The organism is Tritonibacter sp. AK171, assembly GCF_030127025.1.
GTDB lineage: Bacteria > Pseudomonadota > Alphaproteobacteria > Rhodobacterales > Rhodobacteraceae > Epibacterium > Epibacterium mobile.
Window position 1 is genome coordinate 1,114,410 of record NZ_CP126134.1, and the last position, 25,399, is coordinate 1,139,808.

Consider the following 25,399-nt stretch of genomic DNA (forward strand, 5'->3'; position numbering starts at 1 on the left):
TACCGCCATATATTGTGGGGCAGGTTGATGAAAATAACTACAATTACGGCAGTATCCCTCATCTTGGCATCCGGTTTGGGCTCCGGTGCTTTTGCGCAGCTTTCATCCAAGACGGCGCAACCGGCGGAGTTTCCTCCAGCCAGCTATCAGGGGCGCCAATATGTGGACAGTCGTGGCTGTATCTTCATCCGCGCCGGTGTCGATGGAAATGTAGCGTGGATTCCGCGTGTGAACCGGGCCCGTCAGCAGCTGTGTGGTGCTGAGCCTTCCAATATCGCCGGATCTACCCGCCAACAGCCGTCAGCTCAGGATCCGCGACCAGACATCATTACACTGGCCCCCGATGCGGGTCGTGTCGATGAACCTGCGCCCGTGCGGGTGACGCCTCCGCCTGCGGTGCGCAGCCGTAGCACAGCCCCCAGCGCAGCGATTAAACCAGAGCGCACTGCCGCGATGACCTCGACTGATGCAAAAAACGTGGCACTCTCACCAGCACGCCCGGCGCGCGCGACGCCACCCAAACCGCGGCGCGCTGCAGCAGCGCCTGCACCTGCAGCGCCGACCGTTGCAACCGCGCCGCGCACCCGGTTGCGTAAATCTGGTGATCCGCTTGCGCAGATCACTCCGAACACCCGCATTTTGCCGGTACATGTCTATCTGCTGCGTCGCGAGAGCGAGGGGCTACAGGTGCCCGCAGGGTATCGTCCTGCGTGGGAAGACGACCGGCTGAACATTCATCGCGTCGAGCAGACCATCCGCCCAACCGTAATCAACGAACAGCCCGCCGTGCCTGAGGGCTACATTCTGGCGGAGCGTTCGGACAACCGGATGAACACGCGCCGGGCGCAGCGCACCCAGCAAGGCGATCAGCAGATGGCACAGATCTGGACGGACAATCTGCCGCGCCGTCAGGTGGAACAATCGCTTGATAAGACCCCGTTCATTCTGTGGGATGCCAAGGCCAAATACGGCATTGTGCCGCCACGCCGGGGCGGCCCTGTGACCACCACCCGCATCTCCAGCCGTGCGGCACCGGATGCAACCTTGCCCGAGACGAGCAAGACACCGGCCACACCACGCTATGTGCGCGCCGCAACCCTCGCCAATACAGAAGAGGCAAAGCGTGTCGCGCGCGAGCTTTCTGCGGCGACAGGTCTGCAGATGCGCCTCGGGACGCTCAATCGCAATGGCCAGACCCTGAAGGTGGTTTTGGCTGGACCCTTTACCGCTGGTGCGGATCAGGCGCTGCAACGTATCCGCGCTGCGGGATTTAGCCGCGCGCGGCTCAGCAAGTAAATCTAACCCCAGAATGTCTTGAAGAAATGGCCGGGCTGCCCCGGCCTTTTTTTATTGAAAGATAGATAGTTAGCCGCAGATGTTCTGCAATTGCACCCAGTCGCGGTCATTCAGCACTGGCGCCAGATCACGCCCCGCCATTGGGTCGGCTTCAATTAGGCCAATGGTGGCTTCCCCTGTGACATCACGCGCATAGGCATAGGGTGTCGAGGGGATGGCGGCGCGGGCAAATTCAGCCAAGAGCGCCTCAGTATCCACAGCCGCACGGGGCGAGGACAGCATGGTCTCGGAATAGCGATCCAGTGTTTCGCGTTTGATTTCCCCCGTCGTAAGCAGCCGGAAGGTCGCCATAAACCCTCCGACATCAAGGATCTCTGCCATCGGATCCTGCGCCTGTGCGCGGACGTGCTCGACCAGCACCGCCCCTGCGGCCACGGCCGGGTCTTCGTAATCTTCGACAAAGGTGCGATGCATCAACACGATACCGCCGGGCAGCGTCAGGCTCTCGGCAATGCCGGAGCGTAGCACAACCACGCGGCGCACACCGGTACGATCCGCGAGCTTTTTCAGGATTGGGTCAGCTTCCGGCGTTGAGCAGGCCTGACCTGATACGCGTTCTATACGGCCCAAAAGCGCCTGACCGATGGCTTTGCGATGCACCTCTGAAACCGCCGCCAGTGTCTGATTGCGCATGGTCTGCGGTAAGCCAAGCGCCAGCAGCGCCACGACGCAGGTGACAATTGCAACCCCACCAAAAAGCCGCAGCCGTCCGGGATGCGGACGCGCGCGTTCGATTGCGGTCTGTACCTTCTCGATGGCCTCACGCATGGTGACCTCATCCTCGGCCAGTTCCAGCGTCTCGCCGGGGTCGCCATCGGGATGATAAAGAGCAGGAAACTCACCGGGATTGGCCCGCTCGACCGCAGCCAGCGACCAATGGGCAAGGGGGCGATCTTGCATATCGGTAATGGTGAGCGTCGCATCCCCGAGCGAGACAATCACGTCGCGCCGCTGCTCTGACGGCGAAGGCCGCCAGATGCCCACCGCCTCAAGCCGCTGAAATTCACGGAGTACCGTCATCGACCGGGATTGCCTGCTCCTGTTGTTCTAGATGTTATTTAACATGCAAGCCGCATCGGCGGCAAACCGCTTTGCGGTTCAAATGGCGGCGTTTGGTTGTTTTTCTAAGCGTTGAGAGGGCGTTGAGGTGGAATGGAGCCAGATGTGGCTGCGCAAGACGTCCCATTTGCCTGTTGATGGGCACACCAGAGGGCGCATGCGCCCCCTAAGGCAGACGGCGGGATGATGTGTCGAACTTGATACCATTCATTTGTGTTGGGTTTCACAACTGAACGGTCTGAGCCCGAACCGACCTCCATTGCATACAAACACAATGTCTGCTTCAAATTGGTTTACGGCGCGGAAGGGCTATCCATTGTTCAAACGACTGTTCGGCAAGCGACAATTTCAGTACAAGTGCAACGCGTGTGGTGAACTTCACCAAGGTTCGCCGTCGTTCTCGTTTCAGTTTCCGACCTACTATTTTGATGTCCCCGAGGGAGAACGAAAAGATCGGACTGTCGCTTCGAATGATCTTTGTTACATTAAACCTGCAAAAGATGACGACCAAGGCGACGAGATTTTCTGTATTCGTGTTGTCCTTGAGATCCCGATCCAAGGTGTCGATGCCCCATTTACCTGGGGAGTTTGGGTTACTCAATCTAAAGATAGCTTCGAAAAATACGTCGAAACCTTTGGTCAAGATCAGTCGTCGCTCGGGAGCTTTGGGTGGTTGCCTGTCGACATGCCGTTTTACAATCTATCTGGTGCTGGCGCTCCTCTTGAGCACCTTGAATGTGATATTCAATGGAATGCGAAAGGGCAAAGACCAAAGGCCTATCTTTGGGACAGTTCCCATCCGCTTTCAGTTGATCAACGCGAAGGGATCAGCTGGAGAAAGGCAATAAAAATTGCCAATCTCGCAAATCACGCGTGCTCAAGGAAAGATCAGGTCGCTTAACAGAGGAAGGTCGACATTCGCGGAGCCGCAGCGAAATGATGCTTCGTCCCGCGTGGTATCCATCTATGAATGGCGTGGTGAAATTCAGCAATCGCAGCTTCTCGCCCGGTCTGACAGATCTTTGCCATCCAGTCTTATTTCACAAAAGCGTTCCCAATCCGCGTCTGGCGCTTGTCCTTAACTCTCCCCTGCTAAGCGTTTCCTCAGTTCAAACTTCTGGATCTTACCGGTTGATGTCTTGGGCAACTCCCCAAAAACCACCGCTTTCGGGGTCTTAAAACCGGCAAGCGTCTGGCGGGCAAAGGCGATCAGGGTGGCCCCGTCCACCTCTGCGCCCTCTTTCAGCTCCACAAAAGCACAGGGCACTTCGCCCCACTTTTCGTCTGGCTTTGCCACCACCGCAGCAAGGTTCACATCCGGGTGGCCCATTAGCACACCTTCGACCTCCACGGAGGAGATATTCTCTCCGCCCGAAATGATGATGTCCTTGGCCCGGTCGGCGATCTGGATATAGCCATCGGGATGCTGCACGGCGATGTCACCGGAGTGGAAATAGCCGCCTGCAAAGGCCTCTGCGGTGGCCTCGGGGTTTTTCAGGTATCCCTTCATAACGGAATTGCCGCGCATCACGATCTGGCCTTGATCCGTGCCAGTCATCGGGATCTGTTTCATTTCTGCGTCGACCACTGTGATATGGTCCATCATCGGAAAGGCCACACCCTGACGGGCCTTGATTGCGGCACGCCCGGCGGTGTCGAGCGTATTCCAGCTGTCGCCCTTCCAGAGGCATTCGGTGACATGGCCATAGGTTTCTGTCAGACCGTAAACCTGAGTGACGTGAAACCCCAGTCGTTCGATCTTTTCCAGCGTGGCCGGGGCAGGGGGCGCGCCTGCGGTAAAGACCTCGACCGTGTGATCAAAGGCGCGCCGCTCCGCATCCTTGGCGTTGACGATCATATTGAGCACGATGGGCGCGCCACCAAAATGGGTCACGCCCTCATCGGCGATGGCATTATAAATCGCCTCGGCAGTTGTGTTACGGCAGCAGACCACGGTGCCACCCAGCACTGGCATCATCCATGTGTGGTTCCAGCCGTTGCAGTGAAACAGCGGTACAATGGTCAGGTAAATCGGGCGCAATTGCAGTTGCCATGAGATCACCGTGCCCATGGTCATCAGATAGGCGCCACGATGGTGATAGACCACGCCCTTGGGCCGCCCGGTGGTGCCGGAGGTGTAGTTGAGCGCAAGGCTTTCCCATTCGTCCTCGGGCATGATCCAGTCAAAATCATCGGTGGCCGCAGCGAGGATTTCATCATAGATGGCATGGCGTCCGCTTGCGGGCACACCCGCCTCGGGGTCTGGCACCTCGATGAGGATCGGGCCATCGCCCTGCATCCGCGCCTTGGCGGCCTCGGCCAGTTCCAGAAACTCGCTGTCAACCAGCGCCACTTTGGCCTCGCCGTGTTCAAAGATATAGGCGACGGTATCCACATCCAGCCGGATGTTAATCGTATTGAGCACCGCGCCGCAGGCAGGCACGCCAAAATGCGCCTCGGCCTGCGCCGGGATATTCGGCAGCAAGGTCGCAACCACATCGCCGGGCGTCACCCCCATGCCGGCCAGCGCCGCCGCCAGCCGGGTACAGCGATCGTGATACTGCGCATAGGTGCGCCGCGTTTGGCCGTAGACCAGGGCCGTGTCCTCGGCAAAGACATGCGCCGCGCGCTGTAAATGCGACAGCGGTGTCAGCGGCACATAGTTCGCCGCCGTCCGATCCAGCCCGGTTTCATCTGCCAGCCATCCCATGGTTCCTCCTCCCCGGTCTTGCCGTTATGTCCCTGAGGTCGAATATTGCGCTGGCGATATGAAAATTGAAAGAGATTGCGTGCGTTGGCGGTATTTATGCTGCATAGGCCGCCTCCGCTTGGTTGTTTCCCACTGCGCCGTAATGGGTTAGCCTCTGCGCATGATCCTTTCGCGCGGGCGCAACTACGTCTTTATTCATATCCCCAAGACCGGCGGCACCGCGCTCGCGCTGGCGCTGGAGGCGCGCGCCATGGCCGGGGATGAGATGCTGGGTGACACGCCGAAGGCCGTGAAACGCCGACGCCGCCTGCATGGCACCCAAACGAGGGGGCGATTGTGGAAACATTCAACCCTTGCCGATATCGAAGGTCTCGCCAGCCGCGAAGAGTTGCGGCAGATGTTTGCCTTCACGCTGGTGCGCAATCCTTTTGATCGCATGGTCAGCCTCTATCACTGGCTCAAAGAGCAATCCTTTGATCATCCGATGGTGCCGCTGGCGCATGCGCTGCCGTTTACCAGCTTTGTGACCGATCCTTTGGTGATGCGCGCGCTCAAGTCACAACCGGCTCCGTCTTATATGATGCAGTCGGACGGGTATGAGCATTGCAGCCTTTACATAAGGCTCGAACATTTCGCCAAGGATGCCGCACCTTTGTTCGATCACTTGGGATTCGCACTGGAATTGCCCCGTGTGAATGAGTCGCGGCGCGATCCCGACTGGCGTATTTACTATGATTCACAGGCGATTGATGCCGTAAGGACGTGCTGCCACCTCGAAATCGGACGATTTGAATACTCTTTTAACGATTACCCCCTATCCCTTTGATACAGAGCGGCTCCCTAAGAGACCGCGCCCAGGCCCGCCCGGTTTGCTACAAAGAATTCACGGAACGGCGATTGGAGCTTCGAGCCCCCGAGGTCCGGAGCAACTTAAGTGTCGAAAGGACAGGAACATGCTGGATTGGTTTGCAAAACGGAATGCCTCCCCGATGGCAGAAGCATTCACCACCGAGTTTCCGATGGTGGCCACAGGTCAGGCGGGCTTTCTCGCAGGGACCATGGTTGCAACTGCGACTGGTTGGCGCCCGGTAGAAGCCCTCTCCACCGGCGATGAGGTTCTGACCTTCGATCACGGCATGCGCCCCGTCAAATCCATTGAACGCCGCATTCTGGTTCTGGGCGACACCGCCTCCGCACAGGAAATGGCGCCCATCTACATCCCCCGCGATGCACTCGGCAACCGCAACCCGATGTGGGTCAAGCCAGAGCAGGGCATCTTGCTGGAGCATGACCTCCTTGAGGATGCGCTGGGAGATCCTTTTGCAGTGGTTCCCGCCTGCGCCCTCGAAGGGTACCGCGGTATCACCCGCGCACCGCAGCAGGTGACCATGGAAACCATCGTTCTCACCTTTGATGAGGATGAGGTCGTCTATATCGAGGCCGGCGTTCTGGCCTTCTGCCCCGCAGATCACGACCTGATGCACTACTGCGTGACCGCTCAGTCCGAGGAGCTTTACACCATCCTCTCCGCCTCCGAAGCTCGTGAACTGGTGATCGACATGATCACCGAAGACAGCTTCTGGACCCCCGGCGCAATGGCAGGCACCGGCGGCACTGGCGAGCCGCAATACGCAACCTTCGCCTGATTACACGCTCTCTCTCACCCCCTCCAGAGCAGACGACCCGCCAGCCGATCCTTTCGGCGGCGGGTTTTCCCTGTTTCAGCTCTGACCGAGATGCGAAAGCACCAGCGCCACGCGATCTTCAACGCGGGCCTTGGGCAAGGTAATCACCTCATACCCCAAGGACTGATAGGTGCGCTGCATCACCTCAAATGTCGCACGTGCCTCCGCCTCACCCTGTTTGCGCTCCGCATCCTGACCAAAGATCTCCGGCCAGTGGGGCGCAATGAACACGCGTGGATTGTAGCGAAACATCCCAGCCGCCTTTTCCACATGCGCTGGCACCGGCAGGTTACACAGGCGGAGATATCCAAGGGTATCGGGGATGCCGCGATCCATCAAAACCGGCCCCAGCAGCTTTGCGGCCTCGTGATAGGAGCGCATATCCCAGCTCAGCATCGTTTGCGCAAACAAACCCCGATCCGCCCAAGGCAATGCTTGTCCACCGATAGCGGTCTGATCGCGGATAATGGCGCGTCCGGCCTCAGGCATCGATACAATACCCAGCCGACCCAGCGCCTCTATCAATGTCGTTTTGCCGGACCCGGGACCACCCGTTACGACATACAAATGGTCACCCATGACCAACCTCACATAATTTCAGGGGGGAAGTGGCGCGACAGTCTTGCCAAGCGCACACGCCTCATAGCGCATCACCGCGCACCTGTCTTTCATCTTCTCACAAATATCTCGGAGCGCGAGGCAGAGCCTCGCAGAACAAAAAAGCCGCCCCGTGAGGGGCGACTTTTTAGATCACATGTGTGCAGAGATTAGGCCGCCTGATCGTCTTCCGGCGCAAAACGGCCATAGAAGGTCTGGCCTTTATCTGCCATCTCACGCAACAGCGGCGGGCAGGCAAAACGGTCGCCATATGCCTCTGCTAGCTGGTCGCAGCGCTCCGCCGCATAGGGCGTGCCGATAATGTCGAGCCACGAGAGCGGTCCACCGGACCACGGCGCAAAACCCCAGGCCAGAACAGCGCCCACATCGCCTTCTCGGATATCCATCAACACGCCTTCTTCCAGCGCCCGGACGGCCTCAAGGACCTGCGCGAACATCAGCCGCTCCTGCACTTCGATCAGGTCGGGCTGCTCTGCCGCTTGCGGGTATTTCTCCCCAAGGCCTTTCCAGTACTCAACGCGCTTACCTTTGTCATCATAATCAAAGAAGCCCGCATTGGCCTTGCGCCCCAGACGCCCTTGGTCTTCCATCCAGAAGATCAGATCATCCGCGGGGCTTTCGGGATAGGCATCGCCCATCGCCGCCTTGGTGGCCCGTGCGATCTTTGCGCCCAGATCGATCGAGGTCTCATCGGTGAGCTGGATCGGCCCCACCGGGAAGCCCAACTGACGCGCGGCGTTGTCGATCAGCACCGGCGAGACACCTTCGGTGATCATCCGCGCGCCCTCGTTGATGTAGGGGATGATGCAGCGGTTGCAGTAGAAGAACCGCGCATCATTCACCACGATCGGCGTCTTGCGGATCTGGCGCACATAGTCCAGCGCCTTGGCCACCGCGCGATCCCCGGTCTTCTCGCCCTTGATGATCTCCACCAGGAACATCTTCTCCACCGGCGAGAAGAAGTGAATGCCGATGAACTGCTCCGGCCGGACCGAGGCCTCGGCCAGGCTGGTGATCGGCAGGGTGGAGGTGTTGGAGGCAAAGATGCAATCCTCGGGGATGATCGCCTCGACCTTCTTGGTCATCTCGGCCTTCACACTCGGGTCTTCGAACACTGCCTCGATGATCAGATCGCAGCCCTTGAGGGCGTCCAGATCCGGTGTTGCCGTGATCTGCGCCAGCAGCGCCTCTTTTTTCTCCGGCGTGGCTTTGCCGCGCTTGATGCCCTTGTCCATATAGGCGGCGGAATAGGCTTTGCCCTTGTCGGCAGCGTCCTGGTCGCGGTCGATCAACACGACCTCCATACCAGCCTGCGCCGAGACCAGCGCGATGCCTGCGCCCATCATGCCTGCGCCGAGCACACCGATCTTCTTGACGGTCTGATCCTCGATGCCCTTGGGACGCACCGCGCCTTTTTCCAGCGCTTGTTTGTTGATGAACAGGGATCGGATCATCGCCGAGGACGACGGGTTCATCAGCACATGGGTGAACCAGCGCGCCTCAATGCGCAGGGCGGTGTCGAAATCGACCAGCGCGCCCTCATAGACCGCCGAGAGCAGCGCCTTGGCCGCCGGGAACGCGCCTTGGGTCTTGCCATGCACCATGGCGGAGGCCCCGACATAGTTCATGAACCCAGCCGGATGATAGGGCGCGCCACCGGGCATTTTATAGCCCTTCTGGTCCCACGGCTTGACGATATCGGCGTCCTTGGCATTCAGCACCCACTGACGCGCCGCTTCCAGCGGGTCGGCGGCAACCTCATCCACGAGGCTTGCGGATTTGGCTTTCTTTGGATCCAGCATCTTGCCTTCGAGCAGCACGGGGGCGGCGTTCACCGCGCCCACCATGCGCGAGTACCGGATGGTACCGCCGCCACCGGGGAATATGCCCAGCAGGATCTCCGGCAGGCCGATCTTGGCCTTTGGGTTGTCGGTCATGCTGCGGTAGTGACAGGCCAGCGCAATTTCGGTGCCGATGCCCGCACAGGTGCCATTGATGGCACAGGCAATCGGCTTGCCGCCCTTGTTCGTCTTGGCGTCCATTCCGGCGCGCTCCAGCTTGCGCAGGATGCGGTGGCCATTCATGGTGAAGTCAAACAGGCCCTGAGCCGGGTTTTCACCGGATTCCTCGCGAATGGTGGCCAGCACGTTCAGATCCATACCGCCCGCAAAGTCTTTCTTGCCGGAGGTGATCACCACGCCTTTGACGGCGTCATCGCCAAGCGCGCGGTCAATATACTCCTCCACCAGGCCAAAGGCCTCGCGGGTGAGGACGTTCATGCTCTTGCCTTCGGCGTCCCATGTGATGATGGCGATGCCATCGGCGTCTACGTCGTATTTGAAATCGGTCATAGTCTTTGTCTCCAACCCTATCAGGTGAGAAGGCGTCGCTTAGACGCGCTCGATGATGGTGGCGGCACCCATGCCGGATGCAATGCAGAGCGTGGCAAGGCCGCATTCCTTGTCCTGCCGCTCCAGCTCGTCCAGCAGCGTGCCGATGATGATCGCCCCGGTCGCCCCCAGAGGGTGCCCCATGGCGATGGAGCCGCCGTTCACGTTCACCAATGCCGGATCGACGTCAAAGGCCTGCTGGAAGCGCAACACCACGGAGGCAAAGGCCTCGTTGACCTCGAACAGATCCAGATCGGAGATCTTCATGCCGGTCTCTTTGAGGATCTTCTCGGTCACAGGTACAGGGCCAGTCAGCATGATGGTCGGGTCGGTGCCGATCTTGGCAGTCGCCTTGATACGGGCGCGCGGGTTCAGGCCATGACGCTCGCCAAATTCCTTGTTGCCGATCAACAGCGCGGCAGAGCCATCCACGATCCCCGAGGAGTTCCCGGCGTGGTGGATGTGGTTGACCTTTTCCAGATGCGGGTATTTCAGTTTTGCCACGGCATCAAAGCCCGGCATCACTTCGCCCATCATCTGAAAGGACGCATTGAGCGCGCCAAGTGCCTGCATATCGGTGCCGGGCCGCATGTATTCATCATGATCAAGGATCGCCAGACCGTTCTGGTCGCGCACGGTGATGACGGATTTGGCAAAGCGGTTCTCATCCCACGCGGCCTTGGCACGGCGCTGGGATTCCACCGCCAGTGCATCGGCCTGCTCGCGGGTAAACCCATACTCGGTCGCGATAATATCGGCGGAGATCCCCTGCGGTACAAAATAAGTGTCCATCGCAAGGGTTGGGTCGACGGCAATCGCCGCCCCGTCAGAGCCCATGGCCACACGGCCCATCATCTCCACGCCGCCCGCGATATAGCCATCTCCCGCGCCACCTTTGACTTGGTTTGCAGCGAGGTTCACAGCTTCCATGCCAGAGGCGCAGAAGCGGTTGATCGCAAGGCCCGGAATGGATTGATCCAGGTCGGAGGCCAGCACCGCAGAGCGCGCCAGACAGCCTCCCTGTTCCATCACCTGCGTGACGTTACCCCAGATCACATCCTCGACCGCATGGCCTTCGAGGTTGTTGCGCTCTTTCAGCGCGTTCAGGGTCAGGGCAGAGAGGCGCACGGAGGTCACCTCATGGAGTGCGCCGTCCTTGCGGCCCTTGCCGCGCGGGGTGCGGACGGCATCATAGATGTAAGCTTCGGTCATATTGGTCTCCTCAAGCTCGATCCGACGGGTTGCCGGGCATCAGGTCATAGGGGTGTTTCCAGCCGGGCAGGGCGCTGAGGCGCGACAGCCAGGCGTCGATATTGGGGTAGTCCTTGCGGTCAAAGCCGAAAGGCTCCGGGTAATAGAGGTAGCTACAGCAGGTAAGGTCGGCGTTGGTGAGGCTTTCGCCCACGATCCAGTCGCGGCCCTCCAAGTGTTTGTCCAAAACTGCGTAGGCCGCTTTGAGGCGTCCTTGCAGGAAGGCGATTACTTCAGCCGGGCGTTTGTCTTCGGGCAGGAAATTCATCAAAAACCGGCACAGGCCCGCGTTTGAAGACAGTTTGTGATTGTCCCAAAGCTGCCAGCGGAGGACTTCCCGTTTCTCTTCCGGGGTGGTTCCACCAAACTTGCCATAGGTCTCGGACAGATACTGCTGAATCACGCCGGACTGGCTGAGCGTTACGTCACCATCAATTAAAACCGGACATTCGCCCATTTCATTGACGTCACTTCGGAACGCATCGCCGCGTGTGGTGCCGTTGAAAAAGTCAACAAAGACTGGCTCCCACGCAAGCCCTGCCAACTCAAGCGCCAGCGCCGCCTTGTAGGAATGGCCGGATTCGCCAAAACAGTAGAGTTTCATATCAAATCGCCCCTCCCAGTGGCGATGTCGCGGCGGGGGTTTCACACCCCCGCACCCCCGTGGGATATTTTTAAGAAGATGAAGGATAGTCAGCGTTTGTTAACCAAGATGGCGATAATATGGCAGTGCGGTACAGGCTGGGAAGCCGATGACCGCAGAAGCTGAAGGCGCGCTTGCCCATTAGGCGGAGAGCCCGGGGGCAGGCGCGCCCCATATCTTCAACTTCTCTCAAATATCCCCGCCGGAGGCATCCGTCAGACGCGGTGAGGGAAAGCACTGGAACTGTCACAGCGACCTCGCAATCAGCTCTTTCATGATCTCATTGGTGCCGCCGTAAATGCGCTGCACACGGGCATCGGTCCACATTTCCGCCACGGCGTATTCCTGCATGAACCCGTATCCTCCGTGCAGTTGCAAACACTCATCGAGCACAGCGCCTTGCGTGTCGGTGATCCAGTATTTGGCCATCGCCGCTTTTTCGACGCTCAAGTTCCCACGTAGGTGTTCGACCATGCATTCATCAAGGAAGGCGCGGGCGACTTTACTCTTGGTCAGGCATTCAGCGAGCTTGAAGCGGGTGTTCTGGAATTGGGTCAGAGGCCCGCCAAAGGCTTCGCGCTCTTTGCAATAGGCGATGGTGCGCTCGACCGCGCCCTGCATCGCGCCAACCGCGCCGCAGGCGATGATCAGCCGTTCCTGCGGCAGTTGTTGCATCATCTGGTAAAAGCCCTGCCCCTCGGCACCGCCAAGGATGTTTTCCGGGGGCACCGCGATATTATCGAAGAACAGCTCCGATGTGTCCGCTGCGTGCAGGCCGACCTTTTCGAGATTGCGGCCACGAGTGAACCCGTCGGCGCCATCCGTTTCGAGCCCCACCAGCGAGATGCCTTTTGACCCAAGAGAGGGGTCCGTTTTTGAGGCCACAAGGATCAGGTCGGCGTGCTGGCCATTGGTGATAAAGGTTTTCTGCCCGGACAGCCGATAAACATTGCCGTCCCGGATAGCTTTGGTCTTGATGGCCTGCACGTCAGACCCGGTTGAGGGTTCCGTCATCGCCAGCGCGCCGACCAGCTCGCCGGACACCATCTTGGGCAGCCAACGCTGTTTTTGCTCTTCGGTGCCGTAGGACAGGATGTAATGCGCCACAATGCCCGAATGGATGCCGTGACCCCAGCTGGCGAGATTGGCGCGGCTGGCCTCGATCAGGATCGCCGCCTCATGGCCAAAATCGCCGCCTGCGCCGCCGTATTCCTCGGGGATGGAGGGGCAGAGCAGTCCCAGTTCACCGGCCTCGGCCCAGGTGGAGCGGTCCATCTCGCCCTGTTTGCGCCAGCGTTCGAATTTCGGGGCCCACTCCTTGGTGATAAAGCTCTGCGTCATATCGGCGAGCATTTTGTGCTCGTCGGTCATCCATGCAGACGATGTGCGAAAATCCAGCTCTGCGCTCATCTCTCCCCCCTTAAGCGCGTGGCAGTCCTTGCCGTGCGCTAGCGTTTGCGATCCTCCAGCTCGGCGTTGAACAGCCGCAACCGATGGGTCAGGTTTTCATGGTTGGTCACGCTGTCGAAATTCTCAAACAGAAACGACAGCGCTTCTCCCTCATCCAGTCCGGCCTCTTGGGCAAAGCGTTTGAGCCTGCGAAAGCCATCCTCCGTCATGGCGACGGGAAAGCGGCGGGTCAGGCGAAAGCGTTTGGGCATATTCGGATCCTCTCAATTCCAAATGCGCCCCGGCGGCCAAGGGTGGATATGCCCCGCAGGGGCACATCCCATGTCATGTCAAAGAGCGCGATCAGAACTGTGCGGCGTCGAGGGCCATCACCGTGTCGGCACCGGTCTCGATGCGGGCAAGGTGCAGTTTGGTCGCGGGCAGCTGACGTGCCATGTAGTAGCGGCCGGTGGCGAGTTTTGTCTCGTAGAACGCCGCGTCAGAAGCCCCTTCGTCAAGCGCCTTTTGTGCGGCTTTGCCCATCATCGCCCACATCAGGCCAAGGCAGACATGGCCGAACATATGCATGAAGTCGGTGGAGCCAGCGAGCGCGTTGTTGGGGTTCTTCATGCCGTTTTGCATGAAATACATCCCCGCCGCTTGCAGATCCTTGGAGGCTGCCTTCAGAGGCTCGATGAAGTCCTTGGCGTAGTCTTCGGAAATCTCGGCGTTTTCCTTGCAGAACCCTTTGACCAGATCAAAGAAGGCCATCACATGTTTGCCGCCATCCTGCGCCAGTTTGCGGCCCACCAGATCCAGCGCCTGCACACCGTTTGCGCCCTCGTAGATCATCGCGATACGGGCGTCGCGGGTGTATTGCGACATGCCCCATTCCTCGATGTAACCATGGCCGCCATAGACCTGCTGGGCCTGCACGGTCATGTCATAGCCCTTGTCGGTCAGGAAGCCTTTGATGACCGGCGTGAGCAGGGAAATAAGCCCATCGGCGTCCTTGTCCTCAGAACGATGCGCCTTGTCGATCATGGTCGCACCCCAGAGGATGAACGCCCGCGCGCCCTCGGCAAAGCTCTTTTGATCCATCAGGTTACGGCGAATGTCCGGGTGGACGATCAGCGGGTCGGCCGGACCATCGGGATTTTTCGCGCCAGTCACGTCACGGCCCTGAAGGCGGTCCTTGGCGTATTCCACCGCGTTCTGATAGGCGGCTTCGGCCTGCGCCAGACCCTGCATGCCCACACCCAGACGGGCCTCGTTCATCATGGTGAACATGGCGCGCATGCCCTTGTGCATATCCCCCAAGAGCCAGCCGGTCGCGGCGTCGTAGTTCATCACGCAGGTGGAGTTGCCGTGAATGCCCATTTTCTCTTCGATCTTGCCGACCGAAACACCGTTGCGCTCGCCGGGGGTGCCGTCCTCATTCACGATGAACTTCGGGACGATAAAGAGCGACACGCCCTTGATGCCATCGGGGCCGCCGGGGATCTTGGCCAGTACCAGATGGATCACATTGTCGGACATGTCGTGATCGCCAGCGGAGATAAAGATCTTCTGACCGGTGATCTTATAAGATCCATCGTCCTGCGGTTCTGCTTTGGTGCGCATCAGGCCCAGATCGGTGCCGCAATGGGGTTCCGTCAGGTTCATGGTGCCGGTCCACTCGCAAGAGACCATCTTGGGCAGATAGGTGTCTTTCTGTGCGTCGGTGCCATGCGCCAGAATGGCCGAGGCCGCGCCATGGGTCAGGCCCTGATACATGGTAAACGCTTGGTTCGCGCCGGAGAAGAACTCGCCCACCGCAGTACCGATCACATAGGGCATGTTCTGGCCGCCGTATTGTTCCGGCATGTCGAGACCGGGCCAGCCGCCTTCCTTCACTTGCTCGAACGCGGCCTTGAAACCGGTCGGGGTGTAGACCACACCGTTTTCCAGACGGCAGCCTTCGGTGTCGCCGACCACATTCAGCGGGTGCAGCACGTCGCGGGCGATCTTGCCGGCTTCTTCCAGAACGGCGCCGGTGAAATCTGGTTCCAGCTCGTCATAGCCGGGAATTCCAGCGTCCTTGATGTTCAGCACGTCATGCAGAACAAATTGGGTGTCCTTGGTGGGGGCGGTATAGCTCGGCATCGCGGTCCTCAAAGGTTGGAGTGGTGCGGTTTGCGTGGTCAATCTGGCGGGCAGGGCGGTGAGGGTTACTCGGCCGCCTTGGCGTTTGTTTTCATCGAGGCGATGACTTTCTCGCCCCATTTCAACTGATCCTTCAGGTCATCAATGGCCTCGGTCAGCTCGTCGCGCTGGCGCTCCATATCGGCCAGACGCTCTTGCGCGATCTCATAGGTGCGGCTCAGCTGCGTCAGTTGCTGGTCGCCCATATGATAAAGGTCGAGAAGCTGGCGGATTTCCTCAAGGCTGAAGCCAAACCGCTTGCCGCGCAGGATCAGTTTCAGTCGCGCTCGGTCGCGCTTGGTAAAGAGCCGCTTTTGGCCGTCCCGGATCGGGAACAACAATTCCTTGGCTTCGTAAAATCGCAACGTGCGCGGCGTTACTCCGAACTCGTCGCACATCTCGCGAATGGATTTGGTGTCTTCACTCATGGGGCGTCACTCAGATGTTGCTTTACGTTGGCGTCGTCTGCGTAAACCTTGGCGGCTCTTGTCGAGAGTTACAACATGAACTTGACGTTTACGTAACTCCGACGCCGCGTCATTTTGAGGGGTGACGTGGTGGCAGGGCGATTTGACGTGACGTTTTGGGGAAAAGCCAAAAATTTTAGAGGTTAAATCAGCGTTATGCATCTGCAATACCTGCGCAAACAGGCTGATTTAAGTTGGCCAATAGGCCCCTATGACAGGCATCTGTCGATGAGATACAGCCACAGCGCGAGAGGGAGCAGCAACGTGATACCACAGCGCATTGTTCTTACTGGTCCGGGTGGCGTGGGGAAAACGACGCTTGCCCAGACACTAAATCGAAAACTCGGCCATCCACACGTGGACTTAGACGACGTTTTCTGTCGGGACATTCAGAACATTCGCGAATTTATCCGAGAAAAGGGCTATGCGGCATACGCCCGGCGAAACGGACAACTGCTCCTCGAGATATTGTCTGGCATACCAAGACCCGTGATCTTGTCCTTGTCTTCGGGGGTGCTCAGTCACGATATGGAAGCGCCGATGCGATCAGAATTGGTGACTGCGATTGCAACCGACGCAATTGTGCTTCTTATCGTTCCCCATGTGTCGGATGAGATTGCCGCACAGATCGTTGCGACGCGTCAGGTCGGTCGCGGATACGGTCTGTCCTACGAGCCAGTGAGATTAAAGTATCTTCGACGCATCCGTGAGTATCGACAGCTTGGTTTTTCTCAATGCTTAGTGCCTGAAATCACACCTCACTCGGTAGAGGAGGTGATCAAACATATATCCGCATGTCCTTAAATGCGCCGAAGTTGCTTAGGACGCTCAGAATTAAGTATCCAGCGGTGCGGGACCATCCGAGTGCTCTCAGAGTGCGAAGTCGCTAGTCAGGCAACAAATCCAGCGTCACTTTGCGCAGGTCGGTCAGCTCTTCCATCGCCTCGTTGATCTGCTGGCGCTGGAGTTCCAGTTCCTTCAGTTGCCGGTCGGCCATCTCGATAAAGGCGCGGTTTTGCGCTTCGTCGCCTTCCTTGTCGTAGATCAGCAACCATTGGCGGATCTCTTCGAGCTGAAAGCCGAACTTGCGCCCGCGCAGGATCAACTTCATCCGCGCCACTTCGCGCGCGCCGTAGAACCGCGAGCGGCCCTGACGTTCGGGCTGCAACAGCTCGATATATTCATAGTACCGAAGGGTGCGCGGCGTTACATCGAACTCGGCGCACATCTCCTTGAATGACAGTTTTGTTTCGGTCATCCATGTCCTCCCTTGCTCGGGCAACCTAAGCATCTGAACCGAGCGGTGCAACTGGGAGTTTTGCAAGCCTTGCGCTTTGCCCCCATGCACGGAATAAATGAGGCAAATCCGGCAAGGAGCAAGTCATGGCTGACAAAACCCAACTGGCGCGCCAGTTCATTGAGGCGATCCCGCACTCAAAGGCGCTGGGAATGGAATTGACCGAGATCGGTGACGGCCGGGCGGTGATTGTGATGCCCTATGACAAGAAGCTGATCGGAGATCCGGATACCGGCGTCATCCACGGCGGCGCGGTGTCGGCCCTGATGGACACCTGCTGCGGCGCTGCGGTGATGAGCCACCCGAGCGAGCCGTCGAGCACCGCCACCATCGATCTGCGGATCGACTATATGCGCGGGGCGACGCCGGGGCAGACCATCACCACCACCGCAACCTGTCACCACGTGACCCGCAATGTCGCCTTTGTGCGCGCGGTGGCGACGGATGAGGAAACCGAAGTGCCCGTCGCAACTGCCTCTGGCGCCTTCACGCTGGAGCCAAAGCAATGAGCCGCCCCCGTCCTGAGCCGGTGCAAGTGATCAAGCAACGCCGCGATGCAGCCCTTGCGGCCTTGGTGGAATCGGTGCCCTACATCGGGTTTCTTGGCATCACCTTTGAGCGGCGTGGCGATGAGCTGACCTCGACCATGCATTTTCACGACACTCTGATCGGCAATCCGATGCTGCCCGCGATCCACGGTGGGGCGACGGCGGCCTTTCTGGAGGTCACCTCGGTGATCACCCTCCAGTGGTTCCACCTCTGGCCGCAGTTTGAAAGCGGCGAGCTGGACGTGGAGACAATGGCGGCTGGCAAGATGCCGCGCCTGCCTAAAACCATTGATTTTACAGTGGACTATCTGCGTTCGGGCTTGCCACGGGACTCTTATGCGCGTGCGACTGTCAATCGCTCCGGGCGGCGCTACGCGTCGGTGCATGTGGCCGCCTGGCAGGATCACAAGGACAAGCTCTTCGCGCAGGCAACGGGGCATTTCCTGATGCCGCAGGATCGCCGTTCAGGCGACTGATTCTAAGGAATTTTATTCATGTCAGAGGCATCTGGCCCCATCACCCATTCCCGGGTGCTCAAAATCGCGCTGCCGATCGTCTTGTCCAATGCCACCGTGCCCATTCTCGGCGCGGTGGATACGGGCGTGGTGGGCCAGCTGGGCGAGGCCGCCCCCATTGGTGCCGTGGGCATAGGCGCGGTCATCCTGTCGACGATCTACTGGATCTTTGGCTTTTTGCGCATGGGCACCACCGGTCTGGCGGCACAGGCGCGCGGTGCTGGCGATGAGGCCGAGACCGGCGCGCTGTTGATGCGAGGGTTGCTCCTGGCGGGCGGCGCGGGACTGTTCTTCATTCTGGCGCAGGCTTTGGTCTTTTGGGGAGCCTTTACGCTGGCCCCTGCCAGTGCCGAGGTGGAGGGGCTGGCGCGGCAATATCTGGAAATCCGAATCTGGGGTGCGCCTGCGACCATCGGCCTTTATGCCGTCACAGGTTGGCTGATCGCGATGGAGCGCACGCGGGGAGTGTTCTTGCTGCAGATCTGGATGAATGGCCTCAATATCGTGCTGGATCTGTGGTTCGTGCTGGGGCTGGGTTGGGGCGTCGAAGGCGTCGCGACTGCGACGTTGATCGCGGAGTGGTCGGGGCTGGCCTTGGGTCTCTGGCTGTGCGGATCGGCCTTTGCCGGTGATCAGTGGCACGACTGGGCGCGGATCTTTGATCGCCTGCGGATCAAGCGGATGATGCAGGTGAATGGCGACATCATGGTGCGTTCGGTCTTGCTGAACCTGTCATTTACCACCTTCCTGTTTCTCGGTGCGGACCTTGGCGATGTGACATTGGCCTCCAATCAGGTGCTGATCCAGCTTCTGCAGATGACCGCATTTGCGCTGGACGGCTTTGCCTTCAGCGCCGAGGCGTTGGTGGGTGGGGCAGTCGGGGCAAGGGATCCTGCGCGCCTGCGCCGGGCAGCCATTGTGTCGAGCTATTGGGGAGTGGGGTTCTCGGTGGCGCTGGCGCTGGTCTTCTGGTGGGGCGGGCCTGCGCTGATTGATTTGATGGCCACGGCGCCGCAGGTGCGCGAGACTGCGCGGCACTATCTGATCTGGGTGGCACTGGCACCGTTGATCAGCGTGGCGAGCTTCATGTTCGACGGTATCTACATTGGTGCCACCTGGACCCGCGACATGCGGATCGCAATGATCCAGGCGGTGGGGATCTATGTGATCGCGCTTGTGATCTTTGTGCCAGTGCTGGGAAATCACGGGCTTTGGCTTGCTTTGATGGTGTTGAATACTGCCCGCGCGGCAACGCTGGCGGCCCGATACCCTCGACTGGAAGCGTCAGTTGCATCTGCTGGATGAAGCGCTGCGTCTCGTCTGCGCGATGTGCGGGCTGCCAAATTGAGATTTGCTATTGCAAATCACAGGTGAGGTTTTGCGCTTTGCTTTGCAAATCGCCGGGGGCAGGCCGCGCCTTTGGCGCGGCCTGCCGGGCCCAACGGGAAGGGGGGCTTTTAAAAGCATCCCTGACGGGCGGGAGCGTCCCCGGCTGCTTTGGATAACTAGAGCCAAGTTGCGCGATCGGTGCCAACCGCTTGCGCGACGCTGTCATGCCCGTCGCGCGCTAGAAGCGCATCAAGGCCATTGGCGATCTCTGCTGCAAGTGACAGGCCGCCATAGACCAGTGCTGTATAAAATTGCACCGCTGATGCACCCGCGCGGATCTTGGCATAGGCGTCCTCAGCCGAGGAAATTCCGCCCACACCGATGATCGGCACGGCTCCGTCAAGCCGGGTGGAGAGCTGTGCCAGTACCCGGGTGGATTTTTCAAACAATGGTGCGCCGGAGAGCCCACCCATTTCGTCGCGGTGTGCGCTTTTCAGACCATCGCGGGCAAGCGTCGTATTGGTTGCAATCACCGCATCGATCCCGCTTTCGCGCGCCACATCAGCGATATCATCAAGACCTGCCTCATCCAGGTCGGGTGCTATTTTGAGAAACACCGGGATCGGGCGGTTCAGGCCCTCTCGTGCCTCCATGACCCCAGCCAATAGCGCAGAAAGGGCAGCCTTGCCCTGCAGATCACGCAGCTTTTCGGTGTTGGGAGAAGAGACATTGACGGTGGCAAAGTCCAGATGCGCGCCGCAATGGCTCAGGACGCGGGCAAAATCCTGCGCGCGGTCATCGCTGTCTTTGTTCGCGCCGAGGTTGAGGCCGATTACGCCCTTCTTGGGCCGCTGAGCAAGGCGTGCGCCGATCACCTCCATGCCCTCGTTGTTAAAGCCAAAACGATTGATCGCCGCGCGATCTTCGCTCAACCGAAACAGGCGGGGTTTGGGATTGCCGGGTTGTGGGCGCGGGGTTGCGGCCCCCACCTCGATAAACCCAAAACCGGCCTGCGTGAGCGCGCCGAGTGCTTCGGCATTTTTGTCAAACCCTGCGGCCAGCCCGACCGGGTTGGGCAGGGTCAGACCGGCAATCTCTGTCTTGAGGCGTGGCGATGTCACCGGGCCGGGGCAGGGCGTGAGACCGGACTTCAGGGCCTTGATGGACAGCCCATGGGCGGTTTCGGGATCAAGGCGATGCATCACGGCCAGCGCCAGTTTTTCGGACAGCTTCATTGGCCGTGCCTCCTTTGTTGCGCGTTGGCGCGCTTAGACCATCTCTGCGGGAAAGCGGTGAACACCCTCAACCAGTGGCAGCGGCTTGGCCCAGATCAGTTCCGCATGTTGCAGCCGGCGATAAAGATGCGGGAACAGTGCACCGCCACGCGACGGCTCCCATTTGAGCGCATCGCCCATCTGATCCGCCTCAAAAGCCAGAAGCCAGAGCCCCTCGGCGCCCGCAAAATGCTTGGCTGCGGTCTCTGCCGCCTGCGGTGCGGTCGAGAAATGGATAAAGCCGTCCGCAAGGTCCACGGGCGCGCCATCGGTTTCACCAGCGGCCTCAAAGGCGCGCCATTCGTCGTCACGGAAAATCTTGTAAATCAGCATGGCCACCTCATGCCCTCAGACGCCCCCTTTGCGCAAGAGTGCTTGTGCGAAGGGCAGGGCAAAGTTTCCCCTGCGTCTACATCGGTCTGTCACGTAAGTTTGGTTTTGACTGTTTGGGCAAAGATCACGAATACTGAGACCATAACAACCACCGGTAGAGGTGGCATAACAAAGGTGAGGGTTTATCCTATGATTTCACGTTTACTGACATCGGCAGCTGCGCTGGGTCTGACCGCGGGTATGGCTGCGGCGGAATACAAGCTGACCATCCTGCACACCAACGACATTCACAGCCGCATCGAGTCGATCAACAAATATGATTCCACCTGCGGCGCCGAGGATGAAGCAGAGGGGAAATGCTTTGGCGGCATTGCGCGCGTAAAAGCCAAGGTCGACGAGATGCGCTCTGCGCTCGAAGGTCAAAATGTCCTGCTGTTGGATGCGGGCGATCCGTTCCAAGGGTCTTTGTTCTATACCACCTACAAAGGTGCGGCCGAGGCCGAGTTCATGGAAGACATCGGCTATGACGCTATGGCTGTGGGCAACCATGAATTTGACGACGGCCCGGCAGGGCTTGAGAAATTCGTCGACACCGTGTCCTTCCCGGTGATCTCCGGCAATCTTGACCTCACGTCCGAGCCGCTCTTGAAGGGCAAAGTCGGCAATCATGTGGTGCTTGAGGTCGGCGGCGAGAAAATCGGCATCATCTCTGCGCTTGCGACTGACACGGTCGAGACGTCCTCGCCGGGGCCGAATGTTGTGTTTCAGGATGAAATCGACAGCCTGGCTGCCGATGTCGAAGCGCTGCAGGCGGAAGGTGTGAACAAGATCATCGCGCTGACCCATGTGGGCCTCGCCAAGGATATGGAGATTGCCGAGAAAGTTCCGGGGCTGGATCTGGTTGTGGGCGGCCATTCGCACACCCTGCTGTCCAACACCTCCGACAGCGCGGCGGGCCCTTACCCCACCATGGTTGGTGATGTGCCCGTGGTGCAAGCCTATGCCTACTCCAAATACCTCGGTGAGTTGACCGTGACCTTTGACGATGAGGGCAATGTCGTCTCTGCCGAAGGTGAGCCGATCCTTCTGGATGCATCCGTAACCCCGGATGCGGATATGTTGGCCCGTATCAAAGAGATGGGCGCGCCGATTGAAGAAATGAAAACCCGGATCGTCGCTGAAACCAAGGATATCGTCGATGGGTCACGCGATGTGTGCCGGGCGGGCGAGTGCTCAATGGGCAATCTGGTTGCCGACGCTATGCTGGCGCGGGTCAAGGATCAGGGCGTGACCATCGCGATCCAGAATGGCGGCGGTCTGCGCTCCTCGATCGATGCGGGTGAGGTGACCATGGGCGAAGTGCTGAGCGTACTGCCGTTCCAGAACACGCTCTCAACCTTCGAGGTTTCCGGTCAGGCGATGATTGAGGCATTGGAAAACGGTGTTGGTCAGATCGAAGAGGGCGCCGGTCGCTTCCCACAGGTTGCCGGGATGAAGTTCGCCTTTGATGCGTCCAAAGAGCCGGGTTCCCGGATCTCTGACGTAATGGTCATGGAGGGGGACGCATGGGTCGCGATTGATCCGGCGAAAACCTACGGCGTGGTGTCCAACAACTACGTGCGCAACGGTGGCGACGGCTACAAGGTCTTCGCCGGTGACGACAAAAACGCCTATGACTTTGGCCCTGACTTGGCCGATGTGGTGGCCGAATACCTTGCCGAGGTTGGCCCCTATAGCGCCTACACCGACGGTCGTATCACCAAGAAGTAAGTTCAGGCCCGACATGGTCAGCAATCCTGACCCGATGTCTCACCTGTGAAACTATAGCGCAATATCCCCTAACCCCCGCTGGAGAGATCTGGCGGGGGTATTTCATTGGCGCAACTTGAAAGCGTGCCAGTCACTGTCCACATGCCAAGGGAGAATATGAAGCAAAAGGAATAGGTTATGCCCTTAAGTCGGCAGGACATCGTACGTCTCTATTTTGAGTATGTGGATCATCGCGATGTGCGATTGATGGATCTTTACACTGATGATGTGGAGTTGCTCTTTCCCAAGTTTGGCGCCGGCAAAGGCAAGGCAGACATGCAGCGGTTTGGTGAAAAAATGGGTGCGATGCTCAACTGGCTGAAGCACGATATCGAAGGTCTGCGCATCATCGAGGCAGGCGATACAGTGGTTGTCGAGGGGCGTGTGTGGGGAGAGATGTCGGACGGCACGGCTTTTCCTGATGGCACCGTCTCGCAGGGGCGGTTTTGCAATGTCTTTGAATTTGAGGGCGATCTGATCCGCGCCGTGCGCATTTATGAAGATCCCGACTTCCCGAGTACGGATCAAGCGCGCATCGACGCATTGCGTTAAGTAGCTTTGACCTGTCCGCTGCTATTGCCAGCAGCGGGCAGAGTTCCTAGTTTCCTGTCCATGGACCATCCGCTGATTGACCTGATCAACGCGCGCATCGCTGCGGCGGAAAAAGACGGAGCCTTTGATAATCTCGAAGGGGCCGGGCGACCTTTGCCGCCCTGCGATGATCCGGAAAACGCCGTCATGAACCGTATTCTAAAAGACAATGGCGCGGTGCCGGAGGTGGTCTCGCTAAGCCGGGAATTGGCGCGTTTGCGCGAAGAGCTGCGCGAAACCGGGGATCGCAGCAAGCGTCGCCAGATTATTGCGGATTTGTCGATGACAGAGGCACGGCTGGAATTGGCAAGGAAACGCGGCTGATGCCCGGTTAGCGTACAGGATGCGCGCTCTGGGCGGTGGTTGCCTGCGCGCGGGTCACCTTTTTCAACAGATAGATCAGCTCTTCACGCTCGGCGGCGTTGAGCCCGTTTAGGATTTGCGGCTGAAGAGCGCTGACGAGAGGCTGCGCCTTGGAGACCAGCCAGTCGCCCTCCTGTGTGATGCGCAGACAGCGTGCGCGCCGATCGCGGGGATCGACCTCGCGGACCAGTAGCGATTTAGCCTCCAGCCGTTCCACTACTTTGCCAAGGGTCGCCCGGTCATACCCCACAAGCGTGGCCAATGTTGCCTGATCAACCCCCGGATGTTCAGTCAGGGCCGAAAGGGCCGCGTATTGCACCGGCGTGAGGTCCAGCTGAGCAGCCGCCATGACGGATGCAAACCGCGCCACCGCAATCTGATTGAGGCGGCGGATCAGGGTAGCGGGCTGTGTGTCGATCTCCAATTCGGTGTCTGACATCGTGGTATTCCGTCTGGTGTGTGGCAGGCTCTGGTGCTGTTGCGCGGTTTCATGTTTTGTTGTGTGCCTTGTGGTTATAAGAAATGGAGCATGGCTCTGACGTTTCAAACACTTTCCGAATTTCTCTCGCACGGGCATGACACGGTGATCGATGTGCGCAGCCCTGCGGAATATGCCGAGGACCATGTGCCCGGCGCGATCAACCTGCCAGTGCTCGACAATGAGGAACGGGCCGAGGTGGGCACGATCTATGTGCAGGAAAGCCCCTTTCGCGCCCGCAAGATCGGCGCGGCGATGGTGTTTCGCAATGCCGCCACCCACATCGAACAGCGGCTGAGCCATCACGACGGCAGCTGGAAACCTCTGGTCTATTGCTGGCGCGGCGGGCAGCGCTCGGGCAGTTTTACGTGGATGTTGAGCCAGATCGGCTGGCGGGCCGAGGTGGTTCAGGGCGGCTACCAGAGCTATCGCCGTCTGGTGCATGCCGCGCTTTATGAGGCGGGGCTGTCGCATCGGCTGATCTTGCTGGACGGGTTGACCGGCACCGCCAAGACCGAGATTTTGCAGCTGGTCGCCGCTATGGGCGGTCAGGTTCTGGATCTGGAGGGGCTTGCGGGGCATCGCGGTTCGCTCTTGGGCGAGATGCCGGGAGGGCAGCCAAGTCAGAAACGGTTCGAGAGCTATATCGCCTGCGCGCTTGCACAGATGGACCCGGCGCGCCCGGTGCTGGTGGAGGCCGAAGCCAGCAAGATCGGGGCGCGTATCCTGCCGCCCAGCCTGTGGGAGGCGATGAAAGCCGCGCCGAGGATTGATCTGGAGGTGCCGTTTGAGGCCCGTTGCGCCTATCTGGTCGAGGCTTACGATGACATTCTGTCAGACGCGGACCACCTGCGCGAAAAGCTCGAACCTCTCAGGGAACATCGTTCTGGCGCGGTGGTGGAGGACTGGTTCAAGCTGATCGCGGCGGGGGATAAACCAGCACTGGTGGCGCGGCTGATGGCGGATCATTACGACCCCGCCTACCGCAAGGCCCGCAGCCGCTATGCGGTGAGCAACCAGCGTCAGATTGCGCTGCCGGGATTGAGTGCGTCGGATCGCACGCAGGCCGCAGCGCGCGTATTGGAGGTGATGGCAGCTCTTTGAGCTGGG

General features: G+C 59.4%; 26 protein-coding genes. 12 read left to right on the forward strand and 14 right to left on the reverse strand.

Annotated elements, in window-relative coordinates; genetic code table 11:
* The first annotated feature begins 27 nt into the window (after window positions 1-27).
* Window positions 28-1,296 carry an SPOR domain-containing protein gene (locus tag QNI81_RS05305; RefSeq protein ID WP_283967608.1) on the forward strand — a complete coding sequence of 423 codons (1,269 nt, stop codon included), beginning with the start codon at window positions 28-30 and terminating at the stop codon, window positions 1,294-1,296.
* A gap of 69 nt (window positions 1,297-1,365) precedes the next feature.
* Here the strand turns inward: QNI81_RS05305 and QNI81_RS05310 are convergent, their stop codons facing one another.
* Window positions 1,366-2,376, reverse strand: coding sequence for a hypothetical protein (locus tag QNI81_RS05310; RefSeq protein WP_283967609.1), 1,011 nt, complete (start codon window positions 2,374-2,376; stop codon window positions 1,366-1,368).
* Between the two features lie 355 nt (window positions 2,377-2,731).
* Between QNI81_RS05310 and QNI81_RS05315 the strand changes: the two genes are divergently transcribed.
* On the forward strand, window positions 2,732-3,316 hold the full coding sequence (locus tag QNI81_RS05315) for a DUF2199 domain-containing protein (RefSeq protein WP_283967610.1): 585 nt from the start codon (window positions 2,732-2,734) through the stop codon (window positions 3,314-3,316).
* Between the two features lie 177 nt (window positions 3,317-3,493).
* Here the strand turns inward: QNI81_RS05315 and QNI81_RS05320 are convergent, their stop codons facing one another.
* Entirely contained in the window at window positions 3,494-5,125 is a 1,632-nt protein-coding gene (locus tag QNI81_RS05320) for an AMP-binding protein (RefSeq protein WP_283967611.1), read from the reverse strand.
* 160 nt (window positions 5,126-5,285) lie between these two features.
* On the opposite strand from QNI81_RS05320, the gene QNI81_RS05325 reads away from it, so the two are divergent.
* Window positions 5,286-5,951: a sulfotransferase family 2 domain-containing protein gene (locus QNI81_RS05325; RefSeq protein ID WP_283967612.1), complete on the forward strand. Its 666-nt coding sequence runs from the start codon at window positions 5,286-5,288 to the stop codon at window positions 5,949-5,951.
* A 127-nt stretch (window positions 5,952-6,078) separates the two neighbouring features.
* Window positions 6,079-6,771 (forward strand): Hint domain-containing protein, encoded by a 693-nt coding sequence (locus tag QNI81_RS05330; protein ID WP_065329244.1) that lies wholly within the window; start codon window positions 6,079-6,081, stop codon window positions 6,769-6,771.
* A 75-nt stretch (window positions 6,772-6,846) separates the two neighbouring features.
* On the opposite strand, the gene QNI81_RS05335 is transcribed toward QNI81_RS05330, so the two are convergent.
* The 8 genes from QNI81_RS05335 to QNI81_RS05370 all read right to left on the reverse strand — a co-directional run bounded on the left by QNI81_RS05335 (window position 6,847) and on the right by QNI81_RS05370 (window position 15,713).
* Window positions 6,847-7,389, reverse strand: coding sequence for an AAA family ATPase (locus QNI81_RS05335; protein ID WP_283967613.1), 543 nt, complete (start codon window positions 7,387-7,389; stop codon window positions 6,847-6,849).
* A 188-nt stretch (window positions 7,390-7,577) separates the two neighbouring features.
* Window positions 7,578-9,779, reverse strand: coding sequence for a 3-hydroxyacyl-CoA dehydrogenase NAD-binding domain-containing protein (locus QNI81_RS05340; protein WP_283967614.1), 2,202 nt, complete (start codon window positions 9,777-9,779; stop codon window positions 7,578-7,580).
* A gap of 39 nt (window positions 9,780-9,818) precedes the next feature.
* Window positions 9,819-11,030 (reverse strand): acetyl-CoA C-acetyltransferase, encoded by a 1,212-nt coding sequence (locus QNI81_RS05345; protein ID WP_283967615.1) that lies wholly within the window; start codon window positions 11,028-11,030, stop codon window positions 9,819-9,821.
* 10 nt (window positions 11,031-11,040) lie between these two features.
* A complete protein-coding gene (locus tag QNI81_RS05350) occupies window positions 11,041-11,673 on the reverse strand; it encodes a glutathione S-transferase family protein (protein WP_039982817.1) in 633 nt (210 codons plus the stop codon).
* A gap of 285 nt (window positions 11,674-11,958) precedes the next feature.
* Window positions 11,959-13,122: an acyl-CoA dehydrogenase family protein gene (locus QNI81_RS05355; protein WP_283967616.1), complete on the reverse strand. Its 1,164-nt coding sequence runs from the start codon at window positions 13,120-13,122 to the stop codon at window positions 11,959-11,961.
* A gap of 38 nt (window positions 13,123-13,160) precedes the next feature.
* On the reverse strand, window positions 13,161-13,373 hold the full coding sequence (locus tag QNI81_RS05360; RefSeq protein WP_005629582.1) for a hypothetical protein: 213 nt from the start codon (window positions 13,371-13,373) through the stop codon (window positions 13,161-13,163).
* 91 nt (window positions 13,374-13,464) lie between these two features.
* Window positions 13,465-15,246 (reverse strand): acyl-CoA dehydrogenase C-terminal domain-containing protein, encoded by a 1,782-nt coding sequence (locus QNI81_RS05365; protein WP_283967617.1) that lies wholly within the window; start codon window positions 15,244-15,246, stop codon window positions 13,465-13,467.
* Between the two features lie 65 nt (window positions 15,247-15,311).
* On the reverse strand, window positions 15,312-15,713 hold the full coding sequence (locus tag QNI81_RS05370; RefSeq protein ID WP_009176619.1) for a MerR family transcriptional regulator: 402 nt from the start codon (window positions 15,711-15,713) through the stop codon (window positions 15,312-15,314).
* A gap of 303 nt (window positions 15,714-16,016) precedes the next feature.
* Here QNI81_RS05370 and QNI81_RS05375 point away from each other — a divergent pair, with 303 nt between their 5' ends.
* Window positions 16,017-16,556, forward strand: coding sequence for a shikimate kinase (locus QNI81_RS05375; protein WP_283967618.1), 540 nt, complete (start codon window positions 16,017-16,019; stop codon window positions 16,554-16,556).
* An 82-nt stretch (window positions 16,557-16,638) separates the two neighbouring features.
* Here the strand turns inward: QNI81_RS05375 and QNI81_RS05380 are convergent, their stop codons facing one another.
* Window positions 16,639-17,010 (reverse strand): MerR family transcriptional regulator, encoded by a 372-nt coding sequence (locus QNI81_RS05380; protein WP_283967619.1) that lies wholly within the window; start codon window positions 17,008-17,010, stop codon window positions 16,639-16,641.
* 125 nt (window positions 17,011-17,135) lie between these two features.
* Between QNI81_RS05380 and QNI81_RS05385 the strand changes: the two genes are divergently transcribed.
* From QNI81_RS05385 to QNI81_RS05395, 3 genes are read left to right on the forward strand one after another with little or no spacing between them, the layout of a single operon-like run.
* On the forward strand, window positions 17,136-17,558 hold the full coding sequence (locus tag QNI81_RS05385) for a PaaI family thioesterase (RefSeq protein ID WP_283967620.1): 423 nt from the start codon (window positions 17,136-17,138) through the stop codon (window positions 17,556-17,558).
* Complete coding sequence (locus QNI81_RS05390) at window positions 17,555-18,073, forward strand: PaaI family thioesterase (RefSeq protein ID WP_283967621.1); 519 nt, start codon at window positions 17,555-17,557, stop codon at window positions 18,071-18,073. Before QNI81_RS05385 ends, QNI81_RS05390 begins: the two co-directional genes overlap by 4 nt.
* 18 nt (window positions 18,074-18,091) lie before the next feature.
* The gene (locus QNI81_RS05395) at window positions 18,092-19,417 is read left to right on the forward strand and encodes an MATE family efflux transporter (protein WP_283967622.1); all 1,326 of its coding nucleotides are present in this window, start codon (window positions 18,092-18,094) and stop codon (window positions 19,415-19,417) included.
* A 200-nt stretch (window positions 19,418-19,617) separates the two neighbouring features.
* On the opposite strand, the gene QNI81_RS05400 is transcribed toward QNI81_RS05395, so the two are convergent.
* Both QNI81_RS05400 and QNI81_RS05405 read right to left on the reverse strand, forming a co-directional pair.
* Window positions 19,618-20,676: a quinone-dependent dihydroorotate dehydrogenase gene (locus QNI81_RS05400; protein ID WP_283967623.1), complete on the reverse strand. Its 1,059-nt coding sequence runs from the start codon at window positions 20,674-20,676 to the stop codon at window positions 19,618-19,620.
* 33 nt (window positions 20,677-20,709) lie between these two features.
* Window positions 20,710-21,048: a DUF952 domain-containing protein gene (locus QNI81_RS05405; RefSeq protein WP_065325956.1), complete on the reverse strand. Its 339-nt coding sequence runs from the start codon at window positions 21,046-21,048 to the stop codon at window positions 20,710-20,712.
* 189 nt (window positions 21,049-21,237) lie between these two features.
* On the opposite strand from QNI81_RS05405, the gene QNI81_RS05410 reads away from it, so the two are divergent.
* The 3 genes from QNI81_RS05410 (at window position 21,238) to QNI81_RS05420 (ending at window position 23,772) form a co-directional block, all read left to right on the forward strand.
* Window positions 21,238-22,818: a bifunctional metallophosphatase/5'-nucleotidase gene (locus tag QNI81_RS05410; RefSeq protein WP_225263436.1), complete on the forward strand. Its 1,581-nt coding sequence runs from the start codon at window positions 21,238-21,240 to the stop codon at window positions 22,816-22,818.
* A gap of 177 nt (window positions 22,819-22,995) precedes the next feature.
* Window positions 22,996-23,409 (forward strand): nuclear transport factor 2 family protein, encoded by a 414-nt coding sequence (locus QNI81_RS05415; RefSeq protein WP_165808412.1) that lies wholly within the window; start codon window positions 22,996-22,998, stop codon window positions 23,407-23,409.
* Between the two features lie 60 nt (window positions 23,410-23,469).
* Window positions 23,470-23,772: a DnaJ family domain-containing protein gene (locus QNI81_RS05420; RefSeq protein ID WP_005619478.1), complete on the forward strand. Its 303-nt coding sequence runs from the start codon at window positions 23,470-23,472 to the stop codon at window positions 23,770-23,772.
* Window positions 23,773-23,779: 7 nt separating this feature from the next.
* Here the strand turns inward: QNI81_RS05420 and QNI81_RS05425 are convergent, their stop codons facing one another.
* Window positions 23,780-24,250, reverse strand: a complete 471-nt coding sequence (locus tag QNI81_RS05425; protein ID WP_126136832.1) for a MarR family winged helix-turn-helix transcriptional regulator — start codon at window positions 24,248-24,250, stop codon at window positions 23,780-23,782.
* Between the two features lie 90 nt (window positions 24,251-24,340).
* Between QNI81_RS05425 and mnmH the strand changes: the two genes are divergently transcribed.
* The gene (mnmH, locus tag QNI81_RS05430) at window positions 24,341-25,393 is read left to right on the forward strand and encodes a tRNA 2-selenouridine(34) synthase MnmH (protein WP_283967624.1); all 1,053 of its coding nucleotides are present in this window, start codon (window positions 24,341-24,343) and stop codon (window positions 25,391-25,393) included.
* The last annotated feature ends 6 nt before the right edge of the window (window positions 25,394-25,399 follow it).